The sequence below is a fragment of the Curtobacterium sp. VKM Ac-2852 genome (assembly GCF_013205045.1).
Taxonomy (GTDB): Bacteria; Actinomycetota; Actinomycetes; order Actinomycetales; family Microbacteriaceae; genus Curtobacterium; species Curtobacterium flaccumfaciens.
The window spans coordinates 240233-252758 of sequence record NZ_JABMLI010000001.1; the positions used below are offsets into that span (position 1 = coordinate 240233).

Annotated in this window: 10 protein-coding genes; 5 read left to right on the forward strand and 5 right to left on the reverse strand. The window is 68.3% G+C overall.

Annotated elements, in window-relative coordinates; all coding sequences use genetic code 11:
• Window positions 1–139: 139 nt before the first annotated feature.
• Together HQQ79_RS01145 and HQQ79_RS01150 are read left to right on the forward strand one after the other, a co-directional pair.
• On the forward strand, window positions 140–559 hold the full coding sequence (locus tag HQQ79_RS01145) for a hypothetical protein (protein ID WP_027464885.1): 420 nt from the start codon (window positions 140–142) through the stop codon (window positions 557–559).
• Window positions 560–632: 73 nt separating this feature from the next.
• Complete coding sequence (locus tag HQQ79_RS01150; protein ID WP_173032227.1) at window positions 633–1463, forward strand: aldo/keto reductase; 831 nt, start codon at window positions 633–635, stop codon at window positions 1461–1463.
• Window positions 1464–1518: 55 nt separating this feature from the next.
• Here the strand turns inward: HQQ79_RS01150 and HQQ79_RS01155 are convergent, their stop codons facing one another.
• Complete coding sequence (locus tag HQQ79_RS01155; protein ID WP_071404391.1) at window positions 1519–2664, reverse strand: class I SAM-dependent methyltransferase; 1146 nt, start codon at window positions 2662–2664, stop codon at window positions 1519–1521.
• A 122-nt stretch (window positions 2665–2786) separates the two neighbouring features.
• Here HQQ79_RS01155 and HQQ79_RS01160 point away from each other — a divergent pair, with 122 nt between their 5' ends.
• Both HQQ79_RS01160 and HQQ79_RS01165 read left to right on the forward strand, forming a co-directional pair.
• Window positions 2787–4847, forward strand: coding sequence for an Ig-like domain-containing protein (locus tag HQQ79_RS01160; RefSeq protein ID WP_173032229.1), 2061 nt, complete (start codon window positions 2787–2789; stop codon window positions 4845–4847).
• Window positions 4848–5056: 209 nt separating this feature from the next.
• Window positions 5057–5566: a hypothetical protein gene (locus HQQ79_RS01165; protein ID WP_173032230.1), complete on the forward strand. Its 510-nt coding sequence runs from the start codon at window positions 5057–5059 to the stop codon at window positions 5564–5566.
• Window positions 5567–5624: 58 nt separating this feature from the next.
• Here HQQ79_RS01165 and HQQ79_RS01170 read toward each other — a convergent pair whose 3' ends face one another.
• The 4 genes from HQQ79_RS01170 to dnaK form a co-directional block, all read right to left on the reverse strand.
• On the reverse strand, window positions 5625–6035 hold the full coding sequence (locus HQQ79_RS01170) for a MerR family transcriptional regulator (RefSeq protein ID WP_027464889.1): 411 nt from the start codon (window positions 6033–6035) through the stop codon (window positions 5625–5627).
• A gap of 125 nt (window positions 6036–6160) precedes the next feature.
• Window positions 6161–7165 carry a DnaJ C-terminal domain-containing protein gene (locus HQQ79_RS01175; RefSeq protein WP_173032231.1) on the reverse strand — a complete coding sequence of 335 codons (1005 nt, stop codon included), beginning with the start codon at window positions 7163–7165 and terminating at the stop codon, window positions 6161–6163.
• 41 nt (window positions 7166–7206) lie between these two features.
• Entirely contained in the window at window positions 7207–7866 is a 660-nt protein-coding gene (locus HQQ79_RS01180; RefSeq protein ID WP_082046895.1) for a nucleotide exchange factor GrpE, read from the reverse strand.
• A 2-nt stretch (window positions 7867–7868) separates the two neighbouring features.
• The gene (dnaK, locus tag HQQ79_RS01185) at window positions 7869–9734 is read right to left on the reverse strand and encodes a molecular chaperone DnaK (protein WP_111234830.1); all 1866 of its coding nucleotides are present in this window, start codon (window positions 9732–9734) and stop codon (window positions 7869–7871) included.
• A gap of 929 nt (window positions 9735–10663) precedes the next feature.
• Here dnaK and HQQ79_RS19070 point away from each other — a divergent pair.
• A partial coding sequence (locus HQQ79_RS19070) for an Ig-like domain-containing protein (protein WP_216852142.1) occupies window positions 10664–12526 on the forward strand: 1863 nt, incomplete at its 3' end.

The window sequence follows — 12526 nt, forward strand, 5'->3', positions numbered from 1 at the left end:
GCACCGGTTGCCCGGGCGTCGTCACGTCGCGCGCACGAACGGGTTGCGCTCGCGCGAGGGGTGCTCGGCGATGCTAGTACGGGATGCTTTCGGCAACCTAGGTGGTGACAGGGGCGGGTCGCGCGGGCAAGGTGGGAACGTGATCACCGTCGAACTCGCCAGGTCCCTCCGTGACGCCGGCCTCCGCTGGCACCCCGAGACCGGGGACCGGTTCGTGATCGACAAGCCCGGCATCGACGACGACGTCTACACGGTGTCGGAGATGACCGTCGAGCGGCACGACTCCCCCACCGGCACGATCCTCGGCTTCAACGGCACCACCGAGTGGGCGCTCGACTCGGTCACCGCCACCGAGTCGCTCTGGCTGCCCCGCGAGGACCAGCTCCGCGAACTCCTCGGGCCCTCGTTCATCGGACTGACCCGGGTGCAGGTCGGCGGTCGCGTGGTCTTCACCGTGACGGCGACGATCGGCGGGGCCGACCGCAGCTTCGCGTCCGAGGTGCCGGCCATCGCCTACGGGCAGGCCCTGCAGGCGTACATCACGGCCGCGCTCGCGTGAACGGCACGCCCGGGGTCGCCGTTCCTGGGCGTTGGCGGAATGGGCGCTGAGGGGCGTTTGGTTGCATGACACCATGACCGTTCCGAACATCACCCTGAACGACGGCAAGACCATCCCGCAGCTCGGCTTCGGTGTCTTCCAGATCGACCCCTCCGAGACGAAGGCCGCCACACTGGCCGCGCTCGAGGTCGGCTACCGCCACATCGACACCGCCGAGATGTACGGCAACGAGATGGAGGTCGGCGAGGCGATCGCCGAGTCCGGCATCGACCGTTCCGAGATCTTCGTCACCTCGAAGCTCAACAACGGCTTCCACGACCCGGCCGCGGCGCTGGAGAACGGCAAGAAGTCGGCCGACCTGCTCGGCGGCTACACCGACCTGTTCCTCATCCACTGGCCGCTGCCCACCGTCTCGGACTTCGTCCCGACGTGGAAGGCCCTCGAGGAGCTGTACCACGCCGGCACCGCCCGCTCGATCGGTGTCTCGAACTTCCAGGCGCACCACCTGCACCGCCTGCGCGCCGAGACCGACGTCCCGCCGTCGGTCAACCAGATCGAGGTGCACCCCTACCTCGTGCAGGACGACCTCCGCGCCGTGAACCGCGAGCTCGGCATCGCGACCGAGGCGTGGTCCCCGATCGCGCAGGGACTCGTCCTCGACGACGAGACCATCACCCGCGTCGCCGGGTCGGTCGGCAAGTCCCCGGCCCAGGTCGTCCTCCGCTGGCACATCCAGCGCGGCGACATCGTGTTCCCGAAGTCGGTCACCCGCGCCCGCGTCGAGGAGAACTTCGCGATCTTCGACTTCGAGCTCTCGGACGAGGACATGACGGACATCACCGCCCTCGACAAGGGGCACCGCACGGGCCCCGACCCCGACACGTTCGACTACGTGCCGGCCTGATCAGTCCCAGCACCGTCGCGAGAGCCGTCCGGGTCAGCCCGGGCGGCTCTCGCCGTCAGCGGTTGGTCGCGACCGAGGCCGTCACCGTGAACTTCGGGGTCCGGACGACCTCGCGGGTCGGCCCGACCAGGCGCGAGAGCACCGGCCGGTAGCGCAGGTGCGTGTTCCAGACACACCACAGTTCACCGCCGGCCTGGAGGATCGTGGCCGCGTTCCGGAACATCGCCTCGGCCGTGTCGGTGGTCACCGTGGTGTCCGCGTGGAACGGCGGGTTGCAGAGCACGAGCTGCGCGGACCCCTCCGCGAGCTCGTCGCCCGCGTCGGTCCGCAGCACCGTCACCCGGTCGGCCACACCGTTGGCCTCCGCCGTCGCACGCGTCGACTCGACCGCGATCCGGGACACGTCGGTGGCGATCACCCGCACCGACGGTCGCCGACGGGCGACCGCAGCCGCGATCACGCCGTTGCCGCTCCCCAGGTCGACGATCGTGCGCGCGGTCGGGACCGCCTGGTCCATCGCGTCGAGCAGCACCCGCGTGCCCTGGTCGAGCGACGTCCCGGCGAACACTCCGCCGTGCGCGACCAGGGTCATGCCGAGGTCGTCGACGTGCACCGACCGGGGCCAGGGGTTCGTCGTGGCGGCGCGGTTCGCCTGTGCACGCAGGGGGTCCTGCGCGATGAGCAGCCGCGACTTGCCACGACCTCGTGATGCCGTGACCTCGCCGAACGAGCGCCGGAGCACGTCGTTCTGCGTCACGTGCATGTACTTCACGTTGCCGCCGCAGAGCAGCACCACGTCGGGCGCCGCGAACCGGGCGACGGCACGGGCGATCTCGTCGAGGCGATCGTGCGACTTCGAGAGCCGCAGCACCACGAGCCGCACGTCGCGGAAGGCGTCCTCGAGCGAGTCGGGGTGGTGGAAGCCGCGCAGCCCGAACGTGCCAGCGTTGGCCTCGAGCGCCCGCTCTCCGACCAAGGAGTCCTGGACGACCCGGATGTCGCTCGCGCCGTACTGCGTGATGAGGCCGAGCGTCAGCACCCCGTACCGGTCGTCGACGACCGCGACCTCGCCGGGCTGCCGGAGTGCGTCGCCGTGCACGTGCGGCGCTTCGTCGAGCAGGAAGCGGTCGGTGCCGTCGATCGCGATGAGGTCGGGCGCGTCGTCGTCGCGTCGGCGGAAGAGGTCGGCGAAGTCTGGCACCGCGTCAGCGTACCCGGCGGCGGCCCGCAGCGAAGCGCTCGGTGATCGCACTCGCGATATCAACAGCTTGTATATTTCACATGTCAATACACTGGTGGTTCCCCCACCAGAAGGAGCCCTCAATGGCATCCACCTCGTTCAGGAGCGCCGCAGTCGTCTGCGGCGTCCTCACCGCCTCCCTCGGCTTCGGTCTGCTGACGCCGGGCGTCGCGACCGCTGCCCCGGCGTCCACCGCGACTTCCACCTCGGAATCCGAGGTGCGCGCCGACACCCCCGACTTCGACGCGCTGCCCGTCGACCCCGCACTGCCGGCGCCGAAGTTCTACCAGGACTGGAGCACACCGTACGCATCTCGGATCCTCGCAGGCGATGCCGGGGGCGACGACCTCTGGCTGGTCCTCGGTGACACGGTGTACGACCGCGCGACCGGCGGTGGCGCGTTCTTCATCACCGTGCAGAACCAGCTGCAGGACCTCGGTCTCGAGGTGATCCGGGTCCACACCGCCGCTGACGGCACCCAGACCCGCGGTGAGCGCATCCCGATCCCCCGCACCATCAAGGTCGACGGACTGCAGCAGCAGCAGAACACGTTCACGCCCGGCACCACCCACTTCGCCGGCAGCGCGACCGCCGGCGCGACCATCGTGGCGAAGGACACCACGTCGGGCGCCACGCTGTTCACGACCGACGTCAGCGGAGCCCGCAACGGGACCGGCACCTGGAGCGCCGACGCCGACCTCACCGACTCCGACCACGTGATCACCCTCACGCAGACGACGACCGACGGCCGCACGAACGAGCTCCGCGACGTCCGGTTCTCGCCGGCGGCATCGGACGCGCCGCAGGCACCGACGGTCGTGCAGAAGGGGCGCGTCCTCGACGGGTCGTTCGTCGTGGCGGGTTCCGTCGCTCAGGACGTGGCCTCGGTCGTCGTGCAGGACGAGGCCGGCTCCACCATCGCCGACGCCAGCCTCGGTGAGACCGGCTACTCTGCTCGGCTCCCGCAGGACCGCGTCGGCTCCACGGTCTACGTCGTCGGACGCACCGCCGACGGCACCTCGTCGGCCCGCGTGCCCGTCGCACTCGAGCAGCTCCCGATCGACCCGACTGCCGCCGCACCGTCCCTCCGGTCCGTGTTCGTCTACCCGAACGGGCGCGTCCAGGTGGTCGGGGAGCACGATGACGCTCCTGGGCTCTGGATCCTCGACGGCGACCGCGTCGTCGGGCACGCCACCAGCGCCGATGCGGTGTGGAGTTACACGATCGCCGCCGCCGCGACCGGCAAGCAGCTCGACATGGTCAACCTGGTCTTCGACGGCCGCGACTTCGTCGGGACGTCCGAGCGTGTGGCGCTCCCCCGCCTCCTGCGGGTCGAGGGCATCGCGGACGACAACGACTACACCCCGGGCAAGCGCGCGTTTGCCGGCACCGCAGAGGCCGGCGCGACGATCACCGCGACCGACCAGCGCGGTCAGCGACTCTTCGAGACGAAGGCGGGCGGCGCCCGGTCGGGCGTGGGCACCTGGGACGCCACCGCGGACCTGACCAGCAAGGACGGGTACGAGGTCACGTTCACCCAGACCACGACCGACGGACGCACCTCGGTGATGCGCAACATCGCCTTCACCACTGAAGACGACTCCGTCGCACCGGTCGTGGTCGAGACTCCCGAGATGAACGGCACCGCGACCGGGCCCCGCCCCACCTTCACCGGTACCGGCCAGGCCGGAGCCACGATCGAGATCCGCGGCACCACCCGCGTCGTCACGACCGCGAAGGTCAACGCTGACGGCAAGTGGAGCGCCGAGTCGAACATCGACCTCGCCCGCGGCAGCTACGCCCTCACCGCGAAGCAGACCGCCCCCGGCAACACCACCAGCGAAGTGCCCGTCCACTTCACCATCGCCGCCGCCGCGGCAGCGCCGATCGCGGTCGCGTCTCCCGAGATGAACGGAACCGTCAGCGGACCGCGCCCCACCTTCACCGGTACCGGCCAGGCCGGGGCCACGATCGAGATCCGCGGCACCACCCGCGTCGTCACGACCGCGAAGGTCAACGCTGACGGCAAGTGGAGCGCCGAGTCGAACATCGACCTCGCCCGCGGTAGCTACGTCCTCACCGCGAAGCAGACCGCCCCCGGCAACGCCACGACGGAAGCACCCGTCCGCTTCACCATCAACTGAGCCGACGGCTCGCAGAACGCCCCCGGGGACCAGATGGTCGCCGGGGGCGTTCGCCGTCCTCCGACACTCATGCCCTCCAACGACGCTTCCTCCGAGCCGAGGCGCGATCTCGTGCAGATGCACAACATCGCCATCGAGTAGCGACACATAAGGCGCAGATTCGTTTTGGTGACTCGATATGGTAAATTTCACGTATGAATACCCTTCGAATGACACGCCCACTCGCCGCCATCGCTGCGGCTGCTGCCCTTGCCGCCCTCATGTCTGCAGCACCGACTGCGGCGCACGCCGCCACCTCTGACGATTCCGGACCGTCCGAGCAGATCAAGCTCGTCGTGGAACGACAGGCCGACACCTACATGTCTTTCAATCTCCGCACAGACGGTGCCGTCGTCATGACCCCCGGCCTCTCACCCTCGTTCGACGCCGCCGCCGAGTCCGCCGCCACGGTCTCCGCTCCGACCATCGGCGAGACGGGCAAGGTCGTCTTCGAGAACGGCAAGTGCCTGCAGGCTTTCGGTCCTGCATCGAACGGATGGACGATCGTCTCGAACTCCTGCGATGAACGAGGCACCCTCTGGCAACGGACTCCTTCCGGAGCGTTGAAGGTCATCGGGGAACAGCCGCGCCGGATGGAGTACTTCGGCAACGCGAACGTCGTCACGAAGCGCGCCGTCACCGGCTTCGAGTACCCGGTCGGAGTCGCGTCGACACGCTGACGAACAACGACGGGCCCGACGCTTCTAGAGCGTCGGGCCCGTCGTCGTTCTCCGACACTCAGCGCGGCCCGCGGTACAACACGATCTGCGTGTTCCGCTGCGGCCGCGACCCCGCCTTGAGCGAGATCGCCGCACCACTCGCGGTGGCGGCGAAGACCCGTGCGCCGGGCCGGTTGATGAGCTGGTCGGCCAACGCCGACTCGAGTTCCCGCACACGATCGCGGAGCGCCTTGTTCTCGTTCTCCAGGTCGAGCACCCGCCGGATGCCCTCGAGCGACACCCCCTCGGAGCCGAGGCGCGCGATCTCGCGAAGCTGCACCACGTCGCGCATCGAGTAGCGCCGCGACCCACCCCGGGTGCGACCCGGCACGACCAGGCCGAGCCGGTCGTACTGCCGCAGCGTCTGGGGGTGCATCTCGGCGAGCTCCGCCGCGACCGCGATCGCGAAGACGGGCGAGTTCTCGTCCATGTCGGTCATGGCGCGTTCCTTTCCGTCGTCCGCGTGGGGTGAAAACCAGCCTGGAGGCTCGGGGCGGCTTCCTGACGGAGCCGCGCCGGGCCTCCAAGCCGGGTCTACTGCTGTGGTTGCGCCCGCTAGTCGCGCGCCTTGGCGAGGAGGTCCTCGCGGGGGTTCTCGTCGGGCAGCGCGGCCGCGAGTGCCTCGACTGCCTCGCGCTGCTTGTCCGACAGGTGCGACGGCACCGCGACCTGGACGGTCGCGAGCAGGTCGCCCGTGCCGTTCTTCGTCGTGACGCCGCGGCCCTTGACGCGCAGGACGCGACCCGACGGCGTGCCGGGGGCGACCCTGAGCTTCACGGGCGAACCGCCGAGCGTCGGGACCTCGATCGTCGCGCCGAGCGCTGCCTCGGTGAACGTCACGGGGACGTCCACACGCAGGTTGAGCCCGTCGCGCTCGAACACCGGGTGCTTCCGCACCGACACGGCGACCACGAGGTCACCGGCCTCACCACCGTCGGGCGAGGGCTCGCCGCGGCCGCGCAGACGGATCTTCTGGCCGTCGGCGACACCCGCGGGGATGCGGACGTTCACCGGTCGGCCGTTGCCCTGCGACAGCTTGACGGTGTCACCGGCGATCGCCGTCGTGAAGTCGAGGGTCGTCGACGCCGTGACGTCGCGGCCCTTCGTCGGCCCACCGAAGCCGCGGTAGCCGCCGGAGGTCTGGCCGAAGCCACCACCCCCGCCGAACATCCCGCCGAGGATGTCCTCGAAACCGCCGGCACCGCCGGGGCCGCTCTGGCCGAAGCGGACGCGCTGTCCGCCACCGCCCTGCTGCCCGAACATCCCGCCGAAGACGTCCTCGAACCCGCCCTGGCCTCCGCCGCCCGCCGTGAAGCGAGCGCCGGAACCCATGGCGCGGACCTGGTCGTACTCCTGGCGCTGCTCCTTGTCGGAGAGCACCGAGTAGGCCTCGCTGATCTCCTTGAAGCGGTTCTCGGCGGCGGCGTCACCCGGGTTGGAGTCCGGGTGGAACTGCCGCGCGAGCTTCCGGTACGTCTTCTTCAGCTCGGCGTCGGAGGCGTCCTTGGACACGCCGAGGACCTTGTAGAAGTCCTTGTCGAACCAATCCTGACTGGCCATGGATCACCTGCCTTCTTCTGTCGTCACCGTGGGGACCCGGCTCAGGCCGGGACCGCCACCGCGACCTTGGCCGCGCGGAGGACGCGCTCGCCGAGCTTGTAGCCCGGCTCGACGACGTCCGCGACGGTCTGTCCGGTGGCACCCGGGGTGGGGAGCTGGACGATCGCCTCGTGGATGTTCGGGTCGAACGCCTCGCCCTTCTCGCCGATCTGCACGAGCTTGAACTTCTCGAAGCCCCCGCGGATCTTCTGGCCGATGACCTGCATCGGACCCTCGGCGAGGTCACCGTGGGCCTCGGCCCGGGTGAGGTCGTCGAGCGCCGGCAGCAGTGCCCGCACCACTTCGGCGATGGCGACCTCGCGGTTGGCCTCACGGTCACGCTCGACGCGCTTGCGGAAGTTGACCAGCTCGGCCTGCGCCCGGAGCATGTCCGCACGCATCTCGGCGACGAGGTCGCGGTCCTCGGTGCTCAGCTTGTCCTCTGCGATGCCGCGGGCGGCGTCGGCGAGCAGCGCTTCGTCCTCCGGGGAGAGGTCGTTCGCTGCATCCGCCGCCGGGCCCCCGGCGGCGGGGCCGTCCGTCGGTACTTCGACGTCGGGCCCCTCCGCCTCGATGAGGTCCTCGGGCTCGGCAGCGTTTGTGGCGTCGCCCTCGACCTGGGGCTCGTCCTCGTGGGGCGCGTTGTCCTTGGGATCCGTCATCGTTACTTCTTGTCCTTGTCGTCCTCGTCGTCCACGACCTCGGCGTCGACGATGTCCTCGTCGTCGGCCGGCTGCTCACCCGCGGGCTGCTCGCCACCTGCAGTGCCGGCTGCTGCGTCCTGCTGGCTGTAGATGGCCTGGCCGAGCTTGCCCTGCGACTCGTTGAGCTTGTCGAAGGCGGTCTTCACCGCGTCGTCGTCCTCGCCCGCGAGTGCGGACTTGAGCGCGTCGACGTCGGCCTGCACCTCGGACTTGACGTCCGCGGGGAGCTTCTCGTCGTTCTCCTTGATGAGCTTCTCGATCGAGTAGACGAGCTGCTCGGCCTGGTTGCGACGCTCGTTGGCCTCGCGACGGGCCTTGTCCTCGGCTGCGTGCTCCTCGGCCTCGCGGACCATGCGCTCGATGTCCTCCTTCGGCAGCGACGAGCCGCCGGAGATGACCATCGACTGCTCCTTGCCGGTGCCCTTGTCCTTGGCGGACACGTGCACGATGCCGTTGGCGTCGATGTCGAAGGTGACCTCGACCTGCGGGACGCCACGGGGAGCCGGCGCGATGCCGGTGAGCTCGAAGGTGCCGAGCGGCTTGTTGTCGCGGGTGAACTCGCGCTCGCCCTGGAAGACCTGGATGGCGACCGACGGCTGGTTGTCGTCAGCGGTCGTGAAGGTCTCGCTCCGCTTGGTCGGGATCGCGGTGTTGCGGTCGATGAGCTTCGTCATCAGGCCACCCTTGGTCTCGATGCCGAGCGACAGCGGCGTGACGTCGATGAGCAGGACGTCCTTGCGCTCGCCCTTCAGCACACCGGCCTGGAGCGCGGCACCGACGGCGACGACCTCGTCCGGGTTGACGCCCTGGTTCGGGGACTTGCCACCGGTCAGCGACTTGACGACCTCCGCCACGGCGGGCATGCGGGTCGAGCCACCGACGAGCACCACGTGGGCGATGTCGTTGACCGAGACACCGGCTTCCTTGATGACGTCGTTGAACGGCTTCTTGGTGCGGTCGAGCAGGTCGGAGGTCATCTGCTCGAACTGCGCGCGCGAGATGGTCTCGTCCAGGTTCAGCGGGCCCTCGGCGGTGAGCGTCAGGTACGGGAGCTGGATGTTCGCCGACATCTGCGACGACAGTTCCTTCTTGGCCTGCTCAGCCGCTTCCTTCAGGCGCTGCTTGGCGATCTTGTCCGTGGACAGGTCGACGCCGTGCTCGTCCTTGAACTTCTTGACCAGGTAGTCGACGATGCGCTGGTCCCAGTCGTCGCCACCGAGGCGGTTGTCACCGGAGGTCGCGCGGACCTGGATCGTCGAGAAGTCGTCGTCCTTGCCCACCTCGAGCAGGGACACGTCGAACGTGCCGCCACCGAGGTCGAAGACCAGGATGAGCTCGTCTTCCTTGCCCTTGTCGAGGCCGTAGGCCAGAGCGGCCGCGGTCGGCTCGTTGATGATGCGGAGGACGTTGAGGCCGGCGATCTCACCGGCGTCCTTCGTGGCCTGGCGCTCGGCGTCGTTGAAGTACGCGGGCACGGTGATGACCGCGTCGGTGACGTCTTCGCCGAGGTACTGCTCGGCGTCGCGCTTGAGCTTGCCGAGGGTGCGGGCCGAGATCTCCTGCGGCGTGTACTTCTTGCCGTCGATCTCGGTGGTCCAGTCGGTGCCGACGTGACGCTTGACCGACGCGATGGTGCGGTCGACGTTCGTCACGGCCTGGCGCTTGGCGGTTTCGCCGACCAGGACCTCGCCGTCCTTGGTGAACGCCACGATCGAGGGCGTCGTGCGCATGCCCTCGGCGTTGGCGATGACGGTGGGCTCGCCACCTTCGAGAACTGCGACGACGGAGTTGGTGGTTCCGAGGTCGATGCCTACTGCACGTCCCATGTGTTGCTCCTCTTGCTTGGGGGGGGGTAAGTCGTTGGACTTGCGTCCGATGGACTCAACTCTACTCCTGAGTCGCCTGGAGTCAACTTCGGGACCACTAACTTGCGCCGATCCCACTCAACTCACAGGCAATCCCTTTGCCACGGGTAGCACGCGCGTATGTTGGTATTTCACGTGATATTCTGAATACACATGCGCCGTCGGACTCTGCCGACGGGCGTGCCCCTTCCCGCACAGCCGCTGTCTGCGGCCTGTCCTGAAAGATGCACATGTCTCACAAGAAGAGGGCATCGACTGCCCTCAAGTCCATGGGTGCGGCCGGGCTGGCCGCTGCCACCATCGTGTCCGGCCTGTCCTTCGGCATGGCTCCCGCTGCGGCTGCCGAAACTTCTGCGGAATCTCGCTTGGTCGGTCCGTTCCAGACAAAAACACTCCCTGGGTACACCAACCGGACCAATTGGGTCGCATCCGGAAGTAGAATCACCACTGGGACAGGCGGTACCTGGACCTTCCCGTCAGTGGGTTCTAAAGGTCCGATCATTTCGGCCGATTTTGGCCGATGCGCGACGCTCGGTTCGAAAACTCCCGATCTCGTCACCCTCACAACCTGCGATGGCCGAGCGTCACAGCAGTTCTCGATCCAAAGTAACGGGGCGATTCGTGGAACCGGGGCGTACGCCTCCCTCGGTGTGTCCGACAATCCGTCGATCGGAAGCGGGCCGTTGATCACGACCTCTTCTGCCCCCACTAGCGGAGATGCGCTGTGGTTCAACGGGCTCAAGGACGTTGCACCGATCACGGCGACTGTCGATCGAACCAACCACATCGCAAAGAGCGCGATGGTCGCGGGTACGGCGACTCCGGGCGCGAAGGTGTCGATCGGTGGCCAGCAGACGGACGTAAATTCGTCCGGCAAGTGGTCGATGACCGTGACTGGTATTGACAAGGGCGTGAACGTGCTCACCGCTATCCAGAAGATCGGCGTCACGGAGCAAGACCGCACATCGGTCGAAGTCACGATCATCGAGGGCGGCACGCTCGTCGGCGTCGACCAGGGGCCGATCGAGCTCGAGCGCGGCGAGACCACCCAGGTGCCGTTCGTCGTCGAGAACCGCGAAACGCGTACCGACACCAAGGGCACCGTGGTGCTGACCGCTCCGGACGGTGCGACCTTCTCCGAGCAGGACGCCGTCCAGGGTTCGTGGCGGCGCGTCGGCAACACCGCGTGGAACGCCTCCACGTCGATCCCGCTCACCAACGGACGCCTGTCGAACGACAACACGACCCTGACGTTCGATGCGGACTGGGCCAGCGAGCGTCCGGCCGACCAGCAGTACCGCTTCATGATCGACGTCGCTGCCAGCGCAGACGCCCCTGAGGGCTCCAGCGCGATGGACTTCGACTTCAGCGGGACGAGCAGCACGAACGACTTCCGTGCGCAGGGTTCGACCACCACCACGGTCGGCACCTCGGTCGTCGACCTGGTCGCGAACGTCGGTTCGATCGACCACGCGGGCAAGACCGCGGTCATTTCGGGTACCGCAACCCCGGGTGCAAAGATCACGATCGGCGACAAGAGCGTCGAAGCCGACGCCGAGACCGGTGCGTGGAGCATCACGGTCGACGATCTCGACCGCGGGACGAACCCGCTGCACATCGTGCAGGAGATCGACGGCGAGGAGCACGACTCGAAGGACCTCGACGTCGTCATCAACGATGCCGCGATCTCGGGCCAGGACGGCACCGCTGTCACGCTCGAGCGTGGCGAGGTCACCTCGGTGGAGTCCCTGTTCAAGACCAATGGTTCGATCAGCCGCCCGCAGGGCAAGGTCGAGTTCACCGCGCCCGAGGGTACGACCTTCGCCGCGGACCAGGGCACGATCGAAGGTTCGTTCAAGAAGCCGGGTGAGGACACCTGGACGAACGCCTCCATGACCCTGACCAACGGGGTCCGCTCCGAGGACGGCACGAAGTACACCTACGACTTCGCGACCACCACCACGACCTGGAACCTCCCCGACGCGTCGCTGATGCGCTGGAACATCAACGTGAGCACGCCCGAGGACGCCGACGCCGGCACCTTCCCGATGCGCACCGTCCTGAGCGGCACCGCCGTCGAGGGCGCGTTCAACACTACGAGCACCACGCAGGCCACGATCGATGAGGCCGTGAACCCGGTCGCTCCGATCGTCGTGGAGACTCCGGCGAACGGGTCGACCGCGACCGACAAGCGTCCGGTGTTCTCCGGTACGGGCGACGAAGGCGCCACGATCGAGATCACGGGCTCGACCGGCAGAGTCGTCGCCACCACCACCGTCAAGGACGGCAAGTGGAGTGTCCCGGCTGGCTTCGACCTCGTGGACGGCAGCTACATGCTCACCGCCACGCAGACGCCGCTTGAAGGGGCGAAGACGACCGCGCCGATCAACTTCGAGGTCAAGGCGATGGTCCCGGTCACGCTGACCGCTCCCGCGATCGACTCGGACGTCTCGACGCCGAACCCCGTCTTCACGGGCGGCGGCACGCCTGGGGCGACCGTCGTCGTGAAGGGCACCTACGGAAGCACGCTCGCCACGACCACGGTCAAGGAAGACGGCACTTGGTCGGTTGCCTCGACGGTTGCGCTCGGAACCGGTAGCTACGCCGGAACGGCAAGCCAGACTGTCGACGGCAAGACCACGACGGCACCGTTCAGGTTCACCGTCGGCCAGAACCTCGCCCCGGTGACGCTGGCCGCCCCGGCGATCGGCGCCGAGGTCACCAACACCAAGCCCGTCTTCACGGGTGAGGGC